At 43.2% G+C, this 19,871-nt stretch carries 18 protein-coding genes; 13 read left to right on the forward strand and 5 right to left on the reverse strand.

All coding sequences use genetic code 11. The features are described from left to right. Nucleotides 1-93 precede the first annotated feature (93 nt). On the reverse strand, nt 94-1,152 hold the full coding sequence (gene mnmH, locus M3205_RS18655) for a tRNA 2-selenouridine(34) synthase MnmH (protein ID WP_251171263.1): 1,059 nt from the start codon (nt 1,150-1,152) through the stop codon (nt 94-96). Between the two features lie 373 nt (nt 1,153-1,525). Here mnmH and M3205_RS18660 point away from each other — a divergent pair, with 373 nt between their 5' ends. The 4 genes from M3205_RS18660 to M3205_RS18675 all read left to right on the forward strand — a co-directional run bounded on the left by M3205_RS18660 (nt 1,526) and on the right by M3205_RS18675 (nt 5,190). Next, nucleotides 1,526-2,827, forward strand: a complete 1,302-nt coding sequence (locus M3205_RS18660) for an FAD-dependent oxidoreductase (RefSeq protein ID WP_251171264.1) — start codon at nt 1,526-1,528, stop codon at nt 2,825-2,827. Next, a complete protein-coding gene (locus M3205_RS18665) occupies nt 2,824-3,813 on the forward strand; it encodes a class I SAM-dependent methyltransferase (protein WP_251171265.1) in 990 nt (329 codons plus the stop codon). Before M3205_RS18660 ends, M3205_RS18665 begins: the two co-directional genes overlap by 4 nt. A gap of 47 nt (nt 3,814-3,860) precedes the next feature. Beyond that, a complete protein-coding gene (treR, locus tag M3205_RS18670; RefSeq protein WP_251171278.1) occupies nt 3,861-4,598 on the forward strand; it encodes a trehalose operon repressor in 738 nt (245 codons plus the stop codon). 76 nt (nt 4,599-4,674) lie between these two features. Continuing rightward, the gene (locus tag M3205_RS18675) at nt 4,675-5,190 is read left to right on the forward strand and encodes a type 1 glutamine amidotransferase domain-containing protein (RefSeq protein ID WP_251171266.1); all 516 of its coding nucleotides are present in this window, start codon (nt 4,675-4,677) and stop codon (nt 5,188-5,190) included. A 247-nt stretch (nt 5,191-5,437) separates the two neighbouring features. Here M3205_RS18675 and M3205_RS18680 read toward each other — a convergent pair whose 3' ends face one another. Then, nucleotides 5,438-5,668, reverse strand: coding sequence for a DUF1128 domain-containing protein (locus M3205_RS18680; protein WP_251171267.1), 231 nt, complete (start codon nt 5,666-5,668; stop codon nt 5,438-5,440). Between the two features lie 241 nt (nt 5,669-5,909). Between M3205_RS18680 and M3205_RS18685 the strand changes: the two genes are divergently transcribed. Next, on the forward strand, nt 5,910-6,290 hold the full coding sequence (locus tag M3205_RS18685; protein ID WP_251171268.1) for a YtxH domain-containing protein: 381 nt from the start codon (nt 5,910-5,912) through the stop codon (nt 6,288-6,290). A 19-nt stretch (nt 6,291-6,309) separates the two neighbouring features. Continuing rightward, nucleotides 6,310-7,134 carry a YihY/virulence factor BrkB family protein gene (locus M3205_RS18690; RefSeq protein WP_251171269.1) on the forward strand — a complete coding sequence of 275 codons (825 nt, stop codon included), beginning with the start codon at nt 6,310-6,312 and terminating at the stop codon, nt 7,132-7,134. Nucleotides 7,135-7,474: 340 nt separating this feature from the next. Here the strand turns inward: M3205_RS18690 and M3205_RS18695 are convergent, their stop codons facing one another. Together M3205_RS18695 and M3205_RS18700 are read right to left on the reverse strand one after the other, a co-directional pair. Continuing rightward, nucleotides 7,475-9,397, reverse strand: a complete 1,923-nt coding sequence (locus tag M3205_RS18695; protein WP_251171270.1) for a heavy metal translocating P-type ATPase — start codon at nt 9,395-9,397, stop codon at nt 7,475-7,477. Nucleotides 9,398-9,763: 366 nt separating this feature from the next. Then, on the reverse strand, nt 9,764-10,942 hold the full coding sequence (locus M3205_RS18700) for an MFS transporter (RefSeq protein ID WP_251171271.1): 1,179 nt from the start codon (nt 10,940-10,942) through the stop codon (nt 9,764-9,766). 147 nt (nt 10,943-11,089) lie between these two features. Here M3205_RS18700 and M3205_RS18705 point away from each other — a divergent pair, with 147 nt between their 5' ends. The 4 genes from M3205_RS18705 (at nt 11,090) to M3205_RS18720 (ending at nt 15,451) form a co-directional block, all read left to right on the forward strand. After that, nucleotides 11,090-11,473 (forward strand): OsmC family protein, encoded by a 384-nt coding sequence (locus M3205_RS18705; RefSeq protein WP_251171272.1) that lies wholly within the window; start codon nt 11,090-11,092, stop codon nt 11,471-11,473. Between the two features lie 276 nt (nt 11,474-11,749). Next, entirely contained in the window at nt 11,750-12,892 is a 1,143-nt protein-coding gene (locus M3205_RS18710) for an acyl-CoA dehydrogenase family protein (protein ID WP_251171273.1), read from the forward strand. A gap of 266 nt (nt 12,893-13,158) precedes the next feature. Next, entirely contained in the window at nt 13,159-14,220 is a 1,062-nt protein-coding gene (cax, locus tag M3205_RS18715) for a calcium/proton exchanger (RefSeq protein ID WP_251171274.1), read from the forward strand. Nucleotides 14,221-14,629: 409 nt separating this feature from the next. Next, entirely contained in the window at nt 14,630-15,451 is an 822-nt protein-coding gene (locus M3205_RS18720; RefSeq protein WP_251171275.1) for a YfkD famly protein, read from the forward strand. Nucleotides 15,452-15,491: 40 nt separating this feature from the next. On the opposite strand, the gene yfkAB is transcribed toward M3205_RS18720, so the two are convergent. After that, nucleotides 15,492-16,607: a radical SAM/CxCxxxxC motif protein YfkAB gene (gene yfkAB / locus M3205_RS18725; protein ID WP_285886610.1), complete on the reverse strand. Its 1,116-nt coding sequence runs from the start codon at nt 16,605-16,607 to the stop codon at nt 15,492-15,494. Nucleotides 16,608-16,777: 170 nt separating this feature from the next. Here yfkAB and M3205_RS18730 point away from each other — a divergent pair, with 170 nt between their 5' ends. The 3 genes from M3205_RS18730 (at nt 16,778) to M3205_RS18740 (ending at nt 19,738) form a co-directional block, all read left to right on the forward strand. Next, nucleotides 16,778-17,407 (forward strand): hypothetical protein, encoded by a 630-nt coding sequence (locus M3205_RS18730; RefSeq protein WP_251171276.1) that lies wholly within the window; start codon nt 16,778-16,780, stop codon nt 17,405-17,407. A gap of 138 nt (nt 17,408-17,545) precedes the next feature. Then, nucleotides 17,546-19,252 carry a gamma-glutamyltransferase gene (ggt, locus tag M3205_RS18735; protein ID WP_251171277.1) on the forward strand — a complete coding sequence of 569 codons (1,707 nt, stop codon included), beginning with the start codon at nt 17,546-17,548 and terminating at the stop codon, nt 19,250-19,252. A gap of 303 nt (nt 19,253-19,555) precedes the next feature. Then, entirely contained in the window at nt 19,556-19,738 is a 183-nt protein-coding gene (locus tag M3205_RS18740; protein WP_035326476.1) for an SE1561 family protein, read from the forward strand. Nucleotides 19,739-19,871: the final 133 nt, after the last annotated feature.

A 19,871-nucleotide genomic window follows, 5' to 3' on the forward strand; every position in this document is an offset into this window, starting at 1 on the left:
CATAATACCACAGTGTCAACTGATTTATATAGGTAGTTATCAGAGTTTGATAAAAATATTACTTTTGTCGCTCATAAAAAGTAATGCTCCGCGTCATAGGACGGGAGCATTTTTCTTGTCAATTATTTGAATAACCTGCTGTGCAGCGGCTTCCACATCTTCAGCATTCACATGGTGGAATTCTCCCTCATAGTCATGCTGTTTAAAAGCATAGCGCGGATCGTAATAGTGTTCTAATAAAATCTTGATAAATAGTTCGTAGTTCTCCGTTTGAACTGACTCATCCAGCTGTTCGCGGATTTCAGTATCTTTTAGACGTTTTTTTATAAAAACAAGACTTTCATCCACTTTCGGCTTGAACCACTCTTCTTTTTGATAGGGTTCCACATAGTCTCTCATAATACGCTGAACACGGGATTCGATGCTTGCAAACATATCAATGTGGATGGCGTTCTTTTTAGTATCCAGCAGTTCATCCGGCTGAACCACCTTGCCAATCCGTTTACTCTCGGCTTCCATAATAATATAAGGTGAGCCTTTAACCTCAGAAAGTGCCTGATACAATAGGGCATCAAATGTTTTCTGTGTGCTGCCGTCCCCCATGCCAAAGGAGCCGAAGATCGAACCGCGGTGTCCGGCCATTTCTTCCAGATCAAGAACAGGATATCCTTTTTGACTTAATACCTTCAGCACATCCGTTTTCCCGACACCGGTCATTCCGTGGAGAACAACTGATTTTTCAGGAATCAGCCTTGCTGTGTTTTCAAGAATATATTGACGATACGCTCTGTAGCCCCCAATTAAACGGGGGATTGAAACGCCCGCATACGTGATAAATGTAGTAACCGCTTTGCTGCGCATTCCGCCGCGCCAGCAGTATATGACAGGCTGAAAGCCATCATTTTTCAGGTCCCTGATTTTCTGCATCATGGATGGAATTTTAGGTGAAACGATTTCCATCGCTCTCCATTTAGCTGCATCAGATCCTTCTTTCTTATATAGTGTTCCGATTTCCACACGTTCTTCATTAGTGAAAAGCGGCACATTGACCGCACCGGGAATGCTGCACTCCTCAAATTCGATTGGAGACCTGACATCGATCGGAACTGCGTTGTCCATTTGGATATATTGTTCGACTGCTATTTCTCTCATTTTATTGCCTCCAAAATTAAAGTGAAACTCCAATCAGTGGGGGTTTTTCCCGCTGATTGGTTAGTTGAACTAATCGGGCCTTACGGGCAGTTTGGGCCCCGTTAATTCACCTTTGAATTTTACTGCAGTTTCTAGTGGGGATCTTACTGCCCATTAGACTGCGATAATGCTATATATCGCCCAAAAAAGGAACGTTAATTGATTTGACTCTCTCTATTATACAGGATTTTGAAATGATAGGTGTCTATCACAATCATACTCCTATTTTCACAAGTTTGTTCTTATAATTTTTTCCAGACATTGTAATATCAGCATATCCATTGGTTTTGCTTTTTAAAAAGGAGGTTAAATAAAAGGCAAAGGTGGTGGAAACATGTCCTTGAATACAGAGGTTGCCATTATAGGCGGAGGAATTGGCGGTTTAACACTTGGACTGAAGCTGGCTCAAGCCAAAATCGATGTTACCGTCCTGGAGAAGCTGGATGCCCCCTCTTCCGTTTATAAGGGAGAACTCCTGCAGCCGAAGAGCCTGAAGATTTTTAATCAGCTTGGTGCTTTGGATGAAATATTTAACAATGGCTTTTCTTTTTCCCGTATTGCTTTTGAGGAAGGGGAAAAGGAGTTTGCCATGGATTACAGCATTCTCCCGGGAGAGTATGATTACTCGCTTATGATTGAGCATGAAAAGCTGAAAGATATCATTCTGAATCAGGCGCTTCAATATTCACATTTTCATTATCTGTCAGGTTCCCTGGCAAAAGGGTATGACAATGGTGAATTAAAGGTTGAGCGGAAGGATGTTAGGGAGCAACTGACAGTGAAGGCTGATTTTTATATCGGCGCTGAAGGTAGAAATTCCATTACCAGAAAAGAAATGAACAGCAAAATTAAAAAAATTGAGTACAACCATCAATTTCTCACAGTCACTTTCCCCCGGCCACAATCTTTGGAGGAAGGGAAAATCATCTCTAGAGATGAGCGGTTCCTCGGATTATTTCCGCTGCCGGATGCGAAGGTGCGATCTGTTTATTTAATTCCTGAGGGTACGTATAAGGAGCATCTTAGAAAAGGAATTCACTATTTCCATAAAAATTATGTTGAGCTGTTTCCTGAGCTGGAAGGGTATGTGACCAGGCTGAAAAGTTGGAAAGATATTCAGCTGATGATTCCGACAGCCTTTTATGCAGATAAATATGTGGATGGAAGATTCGCGATTTTGGGCGATGCCGCCCATACGGTCCACCCGATGGCAGGGGAAGGCATGAATATGGCGATTCAGGATGCAGATGTACTTGGGGAATTGCTTACAGAGATGTATGCGAGCGGAAGAATTTCGCCGGACAAGCTTAAATGGTATGAAAAAGTCCGGAAGCCCCGCGCTGAAAATATGATTAGTCTCAGTCATTTATCCGCCATAGCCTATTCCTACTCAAACCGGGTTATTACCGGAATACGCCGCAAAGGCCTGAAGCAGATCGAAAGAGATAAAACCTTGCAATATAAGCAAATGCTTAATGTGTCAGGTCTCGGTTATTGGCCAGAGAGCCTTTGGGATCGATTGATTCAGGCAGGGATGCTGCCGGCAAGGAAAACAGAATTATCAGCTGCTGATAAAAGCCAATGTTTTTATACAGAAAAAGAAGACTATCCCTGGAAGAAGGTTGAACAGCCATGATAAATGAATATGTGAGATTGTTAAAAGCGCGAAATTGGATGAAAAAGAACCAGCCCTTTTTATACAGCTGGCATGCATATGTTGGATTTGAGCTGGACCTTTTTTCACAGTTCCGCAGCTGGAGAACGGTTAAAGAGGTGGCCACAAGCAGAAATCTTCAGGAAGAGCTGCTTTTAAGATGGGTAGAGGTGGGGCTGGCGATTCGCCATTTGAAAAAGAAGGGGAAGGATAAAATCAAGACGGCATCTAAATTCAGCCTTCCGTCTACGCCGAAAAACCCCCGTTCCACCGGAATCATCCTGAAGGAAATGATGGAATTGCATATCCCGACTTTGCTCTCTTATCCGGAACTGCTCCGTTCCAATACGAAAAATACCTTTGACCATGAAGAACATGGACCGACCGTCGCGAGAACTTCATCACTGCTTGAACAGCTTGCACTTCCGCGGCTAATGAAAACCATTAAGAAAAATAAAATGGAAAGAATCATTGATATTGGCTGCGGGGAAGGCGGCTATTTAAGCAGAATCAGCCAGAAGTTCCCCCATGCAAAACTGGCGGGAATTGAAATTAATGAAGACGTCGCAGAGTCTGCCCGCACCAATTGCAAAGATATTTCCAACATTAATATTGTAACAGCGGATGTTCATGAATACTCACCTGACCATCAAGCTGATTTAATAATGGTCAACAACCTGCTCCACTATATCCAGCCGGAGGATCGCAAGCAGCTGCTGTCCCGATTGAAAAGCTGGCTTAGCCGGAAAGGATCCATTACAATTATCACACCCATTCTTCATTCAAAAAAAGGCGAGGAGTTTTCAAGTGTGTTTAACAGCTTCTTTTCTGCTTTTGAAAATCTTTATCCAACCCCATCTGAGGAGGATATCCACCAGCTTGCTAAAGAGCTGAAGCTGAAAGTGAAAACCTTCAAACCTGTCGTAACAGAAGGCGGATGGTATTTTATCCAGCTGTCCAACCGATAATTCAAAGCAAGCTCATTTAATGGTAGAATGGGGTTAACTTGAGTGAAATGGTGATTGAAATGAGAAATAATAAATATCTAATGATTTATGAAGAACTTGCCCAGCAAATACAGGAAGGCAAGTATCCCGCCAGATCCATTCTGCCATCTGAACATGAATTAACGGGTATGTATTCCACTTCAAGGGAAACGATCCGCAAAGCCTTGAATTTGCTTGCACAAAACGGATTTATTCAGAAAATACGAGGAAAGGGCTCAATGGTCCTTGATTTAAAAAAGCTGCAGTTTCCCATATCGGGTCTGGTCAGCTTTAAAGAGCTGGCCGGGAAGATGGGGCAGCGTGCTGAAACGATTGTGGACCAATTTTCGCTTATTCAGCCTGACGCAGAAAAGATGAAGCATCTTAATATTAATAAAGAAGAAAAGGTCTGGAAAGTCTATCGGGTCCGCAAAATTGAGGATGAGCGGATTATTTTGGACAAGGATTTTTTAATTGAGAAATATGTCCCCGGCTTAACCAAGGATATCTGCCAGAGCTCTATTTTTGCCTATATAGAGGGCGAGCTCGGCAAAAAAATCAGCTTTGCCAAAAAGGAATTTACAGTTGAAGAACCGACTGCAGAAGACCGCAGGCTTCTGGATATGGAAGGATTCCATGCCATTGTCGTGGTGAAAAATTATATTTATTTCGATGATGCTACCCTTTTTCAGTACACAGAATCCAGGCACAGGCCGGACAAATTCAGGTTTGTTGATTTTGCGAGAAGAATGGACAGCGGAGTGTAACATGCTTTTTTACGTTTAAAATTGTCCATTCAGGGAAATCTCCTTATGTGAAGATATTTAAAAGGAGATGGTATAGATGAGTAAAAAAATCGCATGTTTAATTACCGAGATGTTCGAAGATAGTGAATACACGGAACCTGCCAAAGGTTTCAAAGAAGCAGGGCATGAAGTGGTAACAATCGAAAAGGAAAAAGGCAAATCCGTTAAAGGCAAACAGGGTGAAGCCACTGTTCAAATAGATCAGAGCATTGATAATGTAAATCCGCAGGAGTTTGATGCACTGTTCCTGCCAGGCGGATTCTCACCGGATCAGCTTCGTGCCGATGACCGATTCGTCCAATTTGCCAAATCATTCATGGACGAAAAGAAACCAGTCTTCGCGATCTGCCACGGACCGCAGCTGCTTCTGACAGCCAAATCACTCGAAGGCCGTGACGCAACCGGCTACAAATCCATCCAGGTCGACATGGAATACGCAGGAGCCAAATTCCAGGACTTAGAAGTCGTCGTTTGCCAAAACCAGCTAGTCACAAGCCGCCAGCCGGAAGATATTCCTGCATTCACACGTGAATCGCTTAAATTGTTAGGATAATGATCAGCCCTTTGCCTGACTGGCAGGGGGTTTTTATTATTTGATTAATGAATTTACTCTTCATAAGGGCTTTGATTTCCTAATTCCTTTTTAATCGCGTGCTGATTGGAGCGGAGGAGGCTCCCGGGACGCCCACGTAAAGCGGGACCCTGCAGCGGAAATCAGCACCAAAATCAACAGCTGCATATTAAGCTTATTAGGATAACCAATCCCATCAAAAAAGCAGCCCTAAACGGCTGCTCCCAAATTATCTATTCTTTCTCAAATTCCCAAGCTCCTCAACCAAAGCCTGCATCTCATTCGGACTAAACGAACCCTTTTTCATAACAAGATCATAAATATCTTTCAATTCCTCATACATTTCCTCATCAAAATGCGAAGGCTTAATAGCACCTAAATTCAAAACCTTCAACTTTTCCTTAATAGCCTCAATCATAAACTCCACATTCTCAACCGATTTCTCCGATAAATTATTCATTACTGACACCCTCTCATAGCTATGTATTAGGACGAACACACTTTTCTTTTCATCTTTCCACGATATCAGCAAATTGTCAACTTAAATTAGGCTTGCATGTACCATAGAAATTAGTAGAAAATAAAGGAGAAGTTTGTACATTTTACATAAGATAATACAGGACAGGTTTCATTAAACGAAAAAAAGGGAAAAAATTGAATAAAATTTTCATATAATAATTTTACAAAAAGGAGAATAAAATATGGGGAAATCATTGTTTTGGAAAGGTGTACTATATGGAGCACTTGCAGGCGGTGCGTTAAGCCTGCTTGATAAATCTACAAGGGAAACTGTGGTTGACAACTGCCGAAAAACGTCCAGCAATGTCGGCTACTACTTAAAACACCCAAGTGAAGCGGTGAATCAGGTGAAGGATGTTTCCAATAAGGTCAAAACCGCAATTGACCAGGTTAGTGAAGACGTTGCTTTTATTACTGGCACTGTTGAAGAAATAAGGGAAATGGCACCGGAAGTAACACAGATTGTACAGAATACAAAGCAGGCCTTTTCAGATATTAAGCTGAAGGGATCAGGCGAACTGCCGGAAAAACCTGCTGGCGATTCGGTTCAGATTCCGCATTAATAATAAGTGAGGTGTTGGAATGGGACGAACGTTTTCGGCTCTGATTCCAAACTTATGGAGAAGAGTAGAAGAAGATGATGTATTTGGACTGGCTGCCCAATTGGCCTATTTCTTTCTTCTCTCTCTTTTTCCTCTGCTGATTTTCCTGGTCACGCTCGTTCCCTATTTGCCGATCACACAGCAGGATATCTTAAATGTTGTCCGTGATTTTGCACCGGGAGAGAGCATGAAGCTCATTGAAACCAATATCTATGAAATTACACAGCGAAATGGAAAGCTGCTTTCTTTCGGGATCATCGCGACGCTCTGGTCAGCTTCAAATGGAATCAATGCCGTGGTGAAGGCTTTCAATAAGGCGTATGACGTAAAGGAAACCCGTCATTTTATTTTAGCACGCGGGATGGCGATTCTGCTTACGTTTGCGATGATTTTTGTGTTTGTACTGGCTCTGCTTCTTCCTGTTTTCGGCAGACAGATTGGCTTGTTTATCTCTTCGGAATTTGGTTTGTCAGGCCAATTTCTGGCTATATGGAATATGATTCGCTGGCTAGTGAGTCCATTTATCCTTTTTGTGGTGTTTATAGGATTGTACTGGATAGCCCCCAATAAAAAATTAACCTGTATTAGCGCTGTGCCTGGAGCCATTTTCGCAACAGTCGGCTGGGTGCTGTCCTCCCTTGCTTTTTCATACTATGTCAGCAGTTTTGGCAATTTCTCCGCGACCTATGGAAGTATTGGAGCTATTATCGTTCTTATGATCTGGTTTTACATATCCGGCATTATTATCATTCTGGGCGGGGAAATCAATGCCATCAGTTCGAAGATCAATAAAGAGGACTGCTGATAAAAGTTTCCTTCTTAAAAAGCCCCACTCCGTTACACACTAGTAATGGGGGAAAATGAATACATTGGAGGGGACCGATATGACAAAGCACACGAAAAAAGACGGCGGCACTAAGCAAAAAGGCAAAAACAAACCAAAACAAAAAACATCCGGTTCTGCTAACGGCCAGAACGGTTATCACTAAAAAGAAAAGCGGAAGCGCCTTCGGAACAAACACACTTGTTCCTGCGAAGCACATCCGAGGAAGCTTTCCCTTGGTGCTCACCTCCGACGCCTCGAGGGGGTAGGATCTTGCGCCAGAATATAAAAAAGCCTGGGAATTTGAATTCCCAGGCCTTCTTTATGATCTCAATAACCTCAGACTGTTTAAAATAACCAAAATGGTTGACCCTTCATGGCCGATAACGCCATAAGGAAGGTCAAGCAGCTGCAGGAAGTTGGATGCAATTAATAACATGATGACCGTGATGGAGAAGATGACATTTTGTTTGATGATAGTATTCATCCGTCTTGAAAGTTCGATGGCTTCTGCAATTTTCGGAAGGTCATTTTTCATTAAAACCACATCAGCCGTTTCAAGCGCTACATCCGTTCCTTCGCCCATGGCAATTCCGACATTGGCGGTGGCCAGAGCAGGGGCATCATTAATTCCGTCACCAACCATGGCGACAGTGCTGTATGTTTCCTTCAGCTTTTTCAAATGCTCCACTTTGTTTTCAGGCAGGCATTCGGCAATATGCTCGTTGACATGGCTTTCGCCAGCAATGGCTGCTGCGGTTGTCTGGCTGTCACCTGTCAGCATGATTGTGTAAATTCCCTGTTTCTTTAAAAGGTCAATGGCCTGTTTGGTTTCCTCCCGGACAACATCCTTCAGAGAGAGGAGGCCGACGATTTCATCGTTTTTCTGGACAAATACAACCGTCTTTCCTTCGCTTGCCATGCGGTCGGCAGCTCCGTCTTCAAATGCCATGGCCTCAGTTTTACCAACAAAAGAGGCTTTGCCGATTTTCCATTCATCACGGTCAACCTTCGCTTTGACTCCGAATCCCGTAACATCTTCAATGCTCTCCGGGTGGATAAGGGGCTCTGTAAGTGTGCTCTTGGCATATTTGACAATGGCATTAGCCAGCGGGTGGTTTGAATGACTTTCAATGGATGCGACCTTTAGAAGCAGTTCTTCCCTGGAAAGCCCATTCTTGACTACAACATCGGTTACTTCCGGTTTTCCTTTTGTCAGTGTGCCGGTTTTATCAAAGGCAATCGCCTTAAGATGGCTCAGGTTTTCGAGGTGCACACCGCCTTTAAAAAGGATGCCGTGTCTCGCTCCATTTGAAATGGCTGATAAAGTCGCAGGCATGATGGATGCGACTAAGGCACAGGGGGATGCGACAACAAGAAGGATCATGGCCCGGTAAAAGGTTTCCGTCCAGCTCCATCCTAACAGAAAGTGTGGAGCAAACATCATCAGAACAACAACAGCCAATACAATTTTGACATAGGTGCCTTCAAACTTTTCAATGAAAAGCTGTGAAGGGGATTTCTCACTTTGAGCTGATTGCACAAGCTCGATAATTTTTTGAAAAAGAGTTTCGTTAGTCGGTTTCGTGATTTCAACTGTAATCGATCCGTTCAAATTCACAGTCCCGGCAAATACCTGATCATCCGCGCCTTTGGAAACAGGAAGTGACTCACCCGTAATGGCGGCTTCGTCCAGCGATGAATGGCCTTTCACTATGGTTCCATCAGAGGGAACCCGCTCACCCGGCTTTACAAGAATAAAATCACCGATACTCAGCTCGGAAATATGGACACGCTCTTCGAAACCGTCTGTAATCCTCAGAGCCTCTTCAGGCTGCAGCTCCATAAGAGAAGAAATTTCCTTATGGCTTTTGTTCATGGTGTAGGTTTCCAGCGCACCGCTGACTGCGAAAATAAATATCAGGATGGCGCCTTCTGTCCAATAGCCGATAATGGCTGAGCCGATTGCAGCGAAGATCATCAGCATTTCAACATTCAATTCCTTATCCTCAATGGTTTCTTCGATTCCTTCTTTCGCCTTCGCAAAACCGCCGATTACGAAAGCCAGCAGGTAAGCGGCAATCGATGGTGTTTCCATTCCGCTACGGTCTAACAGCCAGCCTGTCAGAATCAATACACCGCTCAGAAGTGCGGCAATTAATTCAGCATGGGGTTTGATTTTTTCTAAAAGACCTTCTTCAGATCGATTGCTGCCTTTAAGCAGAGCCTTTGCCTCCATACTCATCGTTTGTCCTCCTAAAATGGTTTTAATGTTTTTCAGTAGTCTTATTGAGAAGAATAATCACATTCAATAACCCTAAAAAACAACGAAAGCTGCCACCAGATAGGTGACAGCGTGAAAATCAGTAATGCAGCTTGCATTATAAAATTATGGTAATCTAGTACACTTATATTACTATATAGCCTATGAAAAGAGAAGCTAAACGGTCTTTAAAAATTAATAATAATTTTTGGTTACGAATTCTGACCATTGATTTCCGCGGGGAGGAGTCAAGTACCCACCATTCCAGTCAACTCAGTAATTTAAACTTAATCTGCATTTGCAAGCTTAATCTAATATTAATCTTTTGTAGCTCCAACTATTACGTATTTAGAAAGATTGGCTTTTCTCCAATACCTGCCCCTTGTGCCCGAAAAAGGTGACGGCACCAAAAATAATCAATAGCATCACACTTATAATATTGAAGAAGCTGATTGTCTTGAATAATTCAATGAAAAGGCCGCCGAAGTAGGGGCCAATCAGGCTTCCGATGCTGAAGGCTACGCCGCAAAGCAGGTTGCCGGTCGGAAGCAGGTTCTTTGGCATTAAGTCTGCCATATAGGTGATGCCAAGTGAGAAGGTTGATCCGACGGCCATGCCCGCAATAAACAGGCAAATGGTCAGCGCAAGCACGATTTCCTCAAGCAGGCTTGCAGCGACAAAGCTGATAAACCCGATAAAAAGAACACTCATTAACACTTGGCGTCTTCCGAAATTATCACTCATGATGCCTAGCGGAAGCTGGAATAGGATGCCCCCGATCGCAAATGAAGTCAGCAGCAGGGAAACACTTGAAACTTCGAGCCCAATGCGCAGGCCATAGATGGGAAAGCTGCCATTCAATGAAGCTTCCAGAAACCCGTAGCCCATTGCCGGAAGGAAGGAAACCCAGCCATATTTCGTGGCTTTAGAAAAACGCTTCATCGTTTCCCGGAATGAGTTAATTTCAATGGACTGTTCAGGGAAGTCATTTTTCAATGAGAATAAAAACAGCCAGGCAATCAGACATAGAATGGAAGAAATGATAAACGGCATGGTTTCATTGATTTTGACAAGCGGTGCCATTAATGGACCCACAGCAAACCCCACTCCGAAGAAAAGTCCGTACAGAGAGATATTCCGGCCGCGTTTATTTTCCGGAGAAAAGGAGGTGATCCATGTCTGAGTTCCGAAATGCAGGGCATGGTCGCCGATGCCAATTAGAAGCCGAAGGATGAACCAGAACCAAAACGATTTCCAGAGCGGAAAAAGCATGAGGGATACAACAACTAGTAACCCTCCAAGAATGATGACCGGCTTGTACCCGTATTTTCGCAATGGATATTCCATAAAAGGTGAAATGAGAAGGATGCCAATATATAAACCAGTTGCATTTAGTCCATTTAAGCTCGAGGAAATGCCGTCATTTTCAAAAATAATCGCAATTAGCGGCAGAAGCATTCCCTGGCTGAAGCCGGAAATGGCCACAATGCTGATGAGAATCCAAAATCGCATTGTTTCTTTATTCATAAAAAAACCTCTTTTTCTGACGTGAAATATAAATGTCTCCTAAATGATGGTATCGGGAATAAGGAATCTTGGCAAGAGTAAGTTTATGGTCATAGAAGGCAAAATAGTGTAATCTCTACTAATAATAAGATAAAAGGGGCGAATACGATGGAATTTAAAATGAAGGAAGAAGCAGGCTTTTATGCCGATTTGCCATTTGGACGTCTGGAGGTGGCCGGTGATGAAGAGTATGGCTTCAGGCCGTACCAGCTGCTTGTCGCTTCGCTGGCTGTTTGCAGCGGCGGTGTCTTGAGAAAAATCATGAAAAAAATGCGCTTGGAATTCGAGGATATCCAAATAAGAACCAGTGTAGAAAGAAATCCAGAAAAGGCTGACCGGGTGGCAAAGGTGCAAATCCACTTCATTATTAAAGGAACAGATTTAAATGAGGCGAAACTCCACAAGGCATTGGAATTGACCAGAAGGAATTGTTCAATGGTGCGCTCAGTGGAAGATAGCATTGAAATAGAAGAGACATTTGAACTTATTTAACATGCAGACAGGAAAGGGGATGCCTCTTTCCTGTTTTTTTATAAGGCTGTTTTCGCAAAGTTTGTTGCTATTTATATTATATTTACTGAGTTGATTGTAGTGGAAAGCGAGCATCCTCTCACTGCAATCAACGGACAACATTGATAAGCGAAAAACAACAATTTATACGAAAAGAGCCTTTTATAAAGAGCGTACTTTTGTGAAAGACAGAATAATAATAGTATAATAATTCCTATAAAAATAATAAGAATTTCAGTAGAGATGAGGTGCCCCAGATTGAAATTCCAGGATGTAAAAACCGTCGAAGAAAGAATCATGCTCATGGAAGAACTCTCACAAAATTTTTTATCAAGAGCCGCTAAAAATGATGAAGAAGGCCTTTTTCCGTTTGAAAATATAAAAGAACTAAAAGAATCCGGCTACACTTCTTTGACCGTCCCTAAGCGCTATGGGGGAAAAGAAATCTCCCTTTCAGAATTTCTGCAACTTCAGGAAAAGATAGCGGAAGGTGATGGATCCACCGCCCTGTCCATTGGCTGGCATATGGGGATTATCAAGAGCCTTGGCGAGAAAAACAACTGGGAAGAAGCTGTATTTAAGAAACTGTGTGAAGACGTCAAAAAGGGTGCCCTAATGAATAACTGTGCAACAGAACCGCAGACGGGAAGCCCTACAAGGGGAGGCAAGCCTGTTACCTCTGCACGAAAAGAGGGGGATTCCTGGCTTATTGATGGCCGAAAAAGCTTTACCACCATGGCTCCTTTGCTGGATTACTTTAATGTGAGCGCCACCATTGAAGAAAGTGGAGAGATAGGGAACTTTTTAATTCCGGGAAACTCTGCTGGCCTGAAGATTGAGGAGACGTGGGACAGTATTGCTATGAGAGGAACCGGCAGCCATGATCTTCTTTTAAAAAATGTAAGGGTGAAGGAAGATGCGCTTGTTGAAATGTTTCAGCCCGGCAAAAAAGGCGCGGCCGGCTGGCTTCTCCACATTCCGGCCTGTTATTTGGGCATTGCACAGGCTGCTCAGGATTATGCGATTGCCTTTGCGAATGGTTATTCACCGAACAGCATAAAGGGTGCCATTATTGATTTGCCCAATGTTCAGCAAAAAATTGGCGAGATGGAATTTGAACTCATGAGAGCACGCCATTTCCTTTATTCAGTTGCAAATAAATGGGATGAAGCAAACGATGATACGAGAAGCGGAATGCAGCCGGAATTGGGAGCGGTTAAGCTTGCTGTAACGAACGCGGCCATTACAGTAGTCGATTTGGCCATGCGGGTGGCAGGTGCGCGCAGTTTATCGGCGAAAAATCCGCTGCAGCGCTATTACAGGGATGTGCGAGCCGGGCTGCATAACCCGCCGATGGATGATATGACAATTCAGGCATTGGCAAAAAATGCGATAAAGTAACGAAGAAAGCTGCTGCTTTAGATGGCAGCTTTTTATATTTAATTATAAAATTCTGAAGTTAGATAATTGTCTAGCTCCAGGCGCCATCGGCTCGAGGTATTCTTGTGCCGATAGGCGGGGGCCTTCCTCTTTTCTAACAAGTTTGATTCTTTCTAAAAATGGCTAAAGAGAAAGTACGTTTTACATAAAGTCTCAGCATATAATCACATAGGCACGAATGTGCAGGCAATACTAAAAAATATTATAAAACGTAAGGAGCTAAAGATATGACAAATAAAGTGTTCATGGTATTGGCATTTGCGGGTGTTCCGCTGTCTATCATCGGAACATTGATGCACTGGTCCAATATAGTGCTGTTTGGGATATACTGCATCACGATTATCGCATTAGCAAGTTATATGGGGAGGGCAACAGAAAGCCTTGCCGTAGTAGCGGGTCCCCGAATTGGCGGATTACTGAATGCCACCTTTGGGAATGCGGTTGAACTTATCATTTCGATTTTTGCGTTAAAGGCTGGCCTGATCAGCGTTGTGCTTGCATCACTTACAGGATCCGTATTGGGGAATTTACTTTTAGTTGCTGGGCTGTCATTTTTCGTTGGGGGAGTAAAATACAAGACCCAGTCTTTTAATGTATTCGATGCACGCCACAATTCAGGACTCCTGATGTTTGCAGTCATTGTGGCTTTTGTAATCCCTGAGGTTTTTTCCATGACCATGGATGAAGCTGAAACGATTACGTTCAGCATCGGCATTTCTGTCATTTTAATCGTTCTGTATTTAGCGGCTTTGTTCTTCAAATTGGTCACCCATCGGGGCGTCTATCAATCAAAAGAGGAGAGCAAAAGCTCTCATGAGGAGGAAACCCCGGAATGGAGCAAAGGGAAGGCCATTGCGGTGCTGGCTATTTCGACTATTGCGGTTGCCTATGTATCAGAGAATCTGGTGCATACCTTTGAAGCAGTAGGGGAAGTGTTTGGCTGGACAGAGCTGTTTATTGGGGTCGTGATTGTGGCCATCGTCGGAAATGCGGCGGAGCATGCTTCTGCCATCATTATGGCGTATAAAAATAAAATGGACATTGCAGTTGAAATTGCTGTTGGATCCACACTTCAGGTGGCGATGTTCGTTGCGCCGGTTCTTGTACTGCTATCACTGATATTCCCGACAGCCATGCCGCTTGTTTTTACATTGCCTGAGCTGATTGCCATGGTGACGGCCGTCCTGCTGATGATTGTCATCGGCAATGACGGGGAAACCAACTGGTTTGAAGGAGCCACTCTGCTGGCAGCTTACGTTATCATGGGAATCGGATTTTACCTTTTATAGCAAATAGAAAACCGGCTCTGAAAATTCTCAGGGCCGGTTATTTATATGGGTATTTAAGTACTTTTCTTAAAGGATTATGTTTACTCAGAGAATGGTTCTGTTCGCTTTCTGTCATTGATCACCAACCTTCATGCTGATTTTAGATCATTAACCTGACTTGCAGATGACTTAACAAAAAAACGATTCTCCTCCTTTTACATAGTAGTGGGGTTGATTTCCACTGCCCTCCTTTAATTTAGTAACCTCATTATATACTTTTATTTGATATTTGTAAATATTCTGATTTTTACATTTTTGTTACAAAGTAACGAAACAAAGCTTATTTTTCATGGGAGGGATAATAACTGCTTTCTCCGAAAAAACTAATATCAACCCTAAAAAGATTGTGACTTGAAAGGAGAAAGACATCATGAAAAAATACGTAAGCATTCTTTTTTTAGGTCTAATACTATTGCTGTCATTCCATCCGGCCGCAGAAGCACAGAAAGGGGCTGAGAAGCCGGCTAAACAGCCGCAGAAAGCAATCACTATCCCTAATTCGGTGCTGAATGTAACGAAGGAAAATACGTATCCGAACCCTGCGCAGGATATGCCGACACTGCAGCCGAGCGAATTAACTCAGCAGCTCATTGATTCGTCGAAGGTTACGATCGAAAATCCGGATCTCATCCGGATGCTGAATGAAACCTCTGTCAGCAGCACTCCGTTCGCACTTGGCTATAGAGCGATCGTCTATCTCGGTCAGTGGCCGCTAAATTATCAGTCTGCTGAAACCTCCCCTAATTGGGAATATCAAAGGATAAATACAAACTATTTCGATAACCGGGGCGGCAAGGCGCCATACCAAATTCACTATGTGCAGGAAGCTCAGAAGGTTGTCCGCGGAGGACTTACCGCCAAGGTTCCCAATGCAGAGGATGTTAAAAAGATGATGCTCCTCAAAGCCATGGAGAAATCAGGTCTGCCGCTTGCTTTTGAAACAATTATAGGTGCAGGCACCAAAAAAGATCATATCTATAATATTCCGCCTAAAAGATTAGGCTATCTATACGGCTATGCTCCTGCCATTAATGAAAAGGGGAAAGTCACGTATGGAGAAGTGTATTTGATGCTGAAAGGCAGTAAAAAAATGATCGTCATTAAAAATGTCACTTCACAGGGAATAGGTGCCTGGATTCCGATTCAGGATCATGTGACATTCGGGTTTGTTGTTTCGGAAAGACCGAGGTAAAAAAAATCAGCCAGCCCAATATCCGGGCTGGCTGATTTTTTTAGATATTCGAACGTCTCGTCTTAAAATTTGTTTTTTTATAGTAGCTGTTCTTCACAAGAACGTTAGGGCCTAGGCATTTAACACCGGCACAATGACAGTTCAGTGAATCGGCAAGGTCCGTTCTGCTCCACTTCTGATAAATATCCTCAAGCTGATCGGTCTGGATATTTCCTAGCGGCGGTGTATCGCCAAAGTCTGTGACAATGACATCACCCGTGAAAATATTAACATTAAGACGTGATCTTCCGTCAGGATCATTTCGGACCGTCACATTTCTGGATGAGTGCAGTCTTCTTAGAAGCTCCATGTCTTCCTTTTCGCTGCTGCAGGCATAAAAGGGCAGGGTGCCAAACAGCATCCAGGTATCCTCATTCCGGACATCGAGAAGATGATGGATGGCTGATCGCATTTCTCCAAGAGTTAATGTTTCTAATGAGGAGGCGAAGTCTGAGGGGTACATAGGATGCACCTCATGACGCTGACAATGCATTTCTTCCGTAATCTGTTTATGGATTTTTTCAAGATAAGGCAATGTCCGTTTGTTGAGCATGGTTTCAGCGGAAACCATTACCCCCGCTTTTACGAGTTCCCTGCTGTTTTCAATCATCCTGTTAAAAAGGCGCTGGCGCTGCTCTATTGTCGGCTTTCGTTCCATCATCGCAAAGCCGCCTTCAATAAAGTCCGCCTCGGTTCCCCAGTTATGAGATATATGAAGGACATCCAAATAAGGAATAATACTTTCATAACGGGATAACTCAAGCGTCAGATTTGAATTAATCTGTGTTCTGACCCCTCTGTCGTGTGCGTATCGTAAAAGCGGCGCAACATAATTTTCAACCGACTTTTTGGAAAGCATCGGCTCCCCGCCTGTTATGCTCAGTGATCTTAAAAGAGGAATTTCATCCAGCCTTTTGAAAAGCAGATCGATTGGCAATGCGTCAGGATCTTTCGGCTGAAGGGTATAGCCGACAGCACAGTGTTCACAGCGCATATTGCATAAGACTGTTGTGGTAAATTCAATATTTGAAAGCACCATTCTTCCGTGCTGATCAATGTCAGAATAAGCTTCCCATGGATCATATTCTGGTGTAATGGGTAAAAGTTGTGTTTTCATATGTATCTCCTTAAAAAATCTAAGTCCTTTGTCATTATTTAGTCTTTGGTATCTATTGTCAATCGATAGTTTGGACTAAAAATGACAGAATAACGTTTAATTTCTCCTCCGGCGGGAATTAACTCAATATCAACGATAAACACTACCTAAATTAAGAGGAGGATATTAACATGGAACAGAATAACACTTATAATACGACAAATACAACAACTGGTTTAAGGTCTGATTATGGTCAGAATTTGGACATGAATTATGATGACGGGCAAAACAGCAAGCTGGTGAAAGGGATTGTGCTTGGCGGTATTATTGGCGGAGCCTTAGCTATGCTTGATACCTCAACAAGAACGAAAGTGAAAACAAAAGCGATGGATCTTAAGGACTCTTCTGCCAATCTTATTTCAGAAGTAAGGGAAAATCCCGGTGATGTAAAGGAAAACATGATTAACCAATTCAAGAGTGCTTCGAATACCCTGAAAGATGCCATTAAAGACGCACAAAGTTTATATCAGCGCGTCAATGAAGATGTTTTCGGCAACATGGATGTGGTAAAGGACGTGTCAACCGATGCAATGTCAACAGCGAAGGATGCAAAAAGCGAGCTGGCTGGTATCGGGTCAAAAGTGAAAGAAGCTGGCTCGGAATTAATGGAAAACCCTGTTGAAAACACCGGAACCTCTACAGGCTCAAACTATCAAGGTACAGGCGCAGTGAGCAGCACAAATACTGCTTTCCCGACAGAGCGCGGTGAAAGTGCCGTTACCTACAGCCCAGAAACTCAAAAAAACAGCAATAACCTTTAATCGATGATATGAAAATCCTCTGCTCTTAGGAGTGGAGGATTTTTTTATTGTTTTTTTTCCTAATGATGGTTGTTTTATAAACCGGCTGCGGGGGTAACCCTTAGTTATAGATACTGGACAATTTTTGGAGGTTACATTATGGGCTATAGACGAGGGAAATCATTATCAAACGATATGGAAAAGCAATCACACGAAAGAGAAACAGCTGTTGGTACTGCGGGGATGGTTGTCAGTCCGCATTCAGTTGCCACAGATATTGGTGAAAAAATATTGCGGGAAGGCGGCAATGCAGTAGATGCTGCAGCAGCCATCCAATTTGCTCTTAATGTCGTGGAACCGATGATGACAGGCATCGGCGGAAGCGGATTTTTAATGGTTTATGATAATAAAAAGAAAGATGTAAAAATATATGATGGCCACACACGGGCGCCAAAAGGCGTACATCCCGAGATGTTCCTCGATGAAAGCGGGGAAGTAATCGATTTTCGCAAACGCTCTACCCATGGATCAGCAGTGGGTATTCCTGGTATTTTAAAGGCTTTTGATACAGCTCTTGAGGAACACGGCTCCAAGCCGTTAGCCGATCTGATCCAGCCGGCAATCGAAGCTGCTGAGAGCGGTGTGGAAGTGAACTGGGTACTGGAGGAAGCTCTTCAGAACTTTCATTACAGACTTGGTGAAGAGGCAAAAGCGTTCTATTTCCCTGAAGGCAAATCCCTGAAGGAAGGGGACAGTCTGGTTAAGGAGCACTTAGCGAAGACATTCCGGATCTTGCAAAAAGAAGGGATTTCATCTTTTTATGAAGGGGAAATTGCCGAAGCCATAATAAAAAGTCTTGAAGAAGAAGGCGGTTTTATGACGCTTGAGGACCTGAAGAATTACAGGCTTACGATTGATGAAGCGATATGGGGCGAATATAAAGGCTATAAGATTGCTTCGTCCGCGCCTCCGAGTGCAGGCGGTGTGACCGTCATTCAAATACTTAAAATCCTGGAGAAGTTTGATTTAAGCCAATATGATCCAAAGTCTTGGGAGAAGTATTATCTGATTACGGAGGCCATGCGCTTGGCTTTTGCTGACAAGGTTGCCTATTCAGGTGATCCTGAATTTACAGATCTCCCGATTGAAGGGCTGCTTCATGATGATTATATTGCTGAACGGGTCAAAGCCATCAATTTTAAAAGAAGAAATGATGCCATCGATTTTGGGAACCCATGGAAATACCAGGAGGGCGAACCAAAGCCGATTATCCGCCAGCCGGATGATTTGGAGAAAAGTGAAACGACCCATTTCACGGTTGTTGATCAATGGGGCAATATTGCTGCGTGTACCTCCACCGTTGAGCACCCGTTTGGGTCAGGTATTATGGTAAAGGGATACGGATTTTTATTAAACAATGAGCTGACAGACTTCGATGCCAACCCTGGTGGCATCAATGAACCAAAACCGGACAAAAGGCCGGTCAGCTGTAAAAGCCCGACGATTTTGTTTAACGATGATCAGCCAGTCCTGACCCTTGGTTCTCCAGGCGGCCCGACTATTATCGGCTCGGTTTTTCAGACGATCGTGAATGTTATTGATCATAACATGAATTTAAAGGATGCGATTGAAGAACCCCGGATTTTTGCCACAACAGGCCCGCTTATTGAGTGGGAACCGGGCATCAGCATGGAAACCAAGGGAGAAATGGAGTCCATGGGATTTGAATTTGGAGATAAGCCAAGCCGGATCGGAAATGTGCAGGCTATCCAGATCGACCGGGATAAAGGCCGTTTATTTGGAGCGGCTGACTCCAGCCGTGAAGGAAAGGCTGCCGGAGTTACAGAGGAGCAAATAAAGAGCTGATGCCGTTTTGGCATTAGCTTTTCTTATGGTAAATATCAGAATGGGTGCTCATCGTGCCGGTTGAATTGTTCCTTTGAATGACTGACATACTGCCGTCAGTCTAAAATACATTCCTCAATGGACAGGTTTGCCCCCCTTCTATAATAGTGTCTATTCCTTTAAAAGGAAAACAGTAAAAGGATGATTTTTAGTCCATTTTCATGTTGCAGGGCGGCATAGACGGGTATATTAATTAAAAATACTTATTTGCTGAAACCACAGATTTCATGTAGGATGTAATCGAGACGAAAGGAGAGAACGTTTTTGGGCAGTCCGATTCAAGATAAAAATTCACAAGTTACTTTTCTAAAGCAGCGCTTAAATATGTTCCTGGACGTACTGGAAGCTATTGAGCCTGAAGACACTGAGATCGAAGACATCGACCGTCTGATTGAAATGATCGATGACCTCGAATCCAAATGCCGTGAATTTAATAACCGCGATTAACAATAGTGAACTATACCCCAGATACTGGACACTTATAAAAAAGTGCCCCTTTCTGGGGTTTTTTGTGTTTCAATAGATTTAATCAATAGGACGGAGGATTTTTCATGAGTAAGAATATTTATAATGAATTCCA

Origin of the sequence: Cytobacillus firmus, from assembly GCF_023715565.1 — a bacterium.
GTDB lineage: Bacteria > Bacillota > Bacilli > Bacillales > Cytobacillaceae > Cytobacillus > Cytobacillus firmus_C.

What these genes read in the sequence shown, in the direction of transcription:
- yfkAB (WP_285886610.1), bottom strand. Translation starts at nt 16,607, where the DNA reads ATGAAAACACAACTTTTACCCATTACACCAGAATATGATCCATGGGAA.
- M3205_RS18705 (WP_251171272.1), top strand. Translation starts at nt 11,090, where the DNA reads ATGGAATTTAAAATGAAGGAAGAAGCAGGCTTTTATGCCGATTTGCCA.
- treR (WP_251171278.1), top strand. Translation starts at nt 3,861, where the DNA reads ATGGTGATTGAAATGAGAAATAATAAATATCTAATGATTTATGAAGAA.
- M3205_RS18720 (WP_251171275.1), top strand. Translation starts at nt 14,630, where the DNA reads ATGAAAAAATACGTAAGCATTCTTTTTTTAGGTCTAATACTATTGCTG.
- cax (WP_251171274.1), top strand. Translation starts at nt 13,159, where the DNA reads ATGACAAATAAAGTGTTCATGGTATTGGCATTTGCGGGTGTTCCGCTG.
- M3205_RS18695 (WP_251171270.1), bottom strand. Translation starts at nt 9,397, where the DNA reads ATGAGTATGGAGGCAAAGGCTCTGCTTAAAGGCAGCAATCGATCTGAA.
- M3205_RS18730 (WP_251171276.1), top strand. Translation starts at nt 16,778, where the DNA reads ATGGAACAGAATAACACTTATAATACGACAAATACAACAACTGGTTTA.
- M3205_RS18675 (WP_251171266.1), top strand. Translation starts at nt 4,675, where the DNA reads ATGAGTAAAAAAATCGCATGTTTAATTACCGAGATGTTCGAAGATAGT.
- M3205_RS18660 (WP_251171264.1), top strand. Translation starts at nt 1,526, where the DNA reads ATGTCCTTGAATACAGAGGTTGCCATTATAGGCGGAGGAATTGGCGGT.
- M3205_RS18680 (WP_251171267.1), bottom strand. Translation starts at nt 5,668, where the DNA reads ATGAATAATTTATCGGAGAAATCGGTTGAGAATGTGGAGTTTATGATT.
- M3205_RS18685 (WP_251171268.1), top strand. Translation starts at nt 5,910, where the DNA reads ATGGGGAAATCATTGTTTTGGAAAGGTGTACTATATGGAGCACTTGCA.
- ggt (WP_251171277.1), top strand. Translation starts at nt 17,546, where the DNA reads ATGGGCTATAGACGAGGGAAATCATTATCAAACGATATGGAAAAGCAA.
- mnmH (WP_251171263.1), bottom strand. Translation starts at nt 1,152, where the DNA reads ATGAGAGAAATAGCAGTCGAACAATATATCCAAATGGACAACGCAGTT.
- M3205_RS18700 (WP_251171271.1), bottom strand. Translation starts at nt 10,942, where the DNA reads ATGAATAAAGAAACAATGCGATTTTGGATTCTCATCAGCATTGTGGCC.
- M3205_RS18690 (WP_251171269.1), top strand. Translation starts at nt 6,310, where the DNA reads ATGGGACGAACGTTTTCGGCTCTGATTCCAAACTTATGGAGAAGAGTA.
- M3205_RS18665 (WP_251171265.1), top strand. Translation starts at nt 2,824, where the DNA reads ATGATAAATGAATATGTGAGATTGTTAAAAGCGCGAAATTGGATGAAA.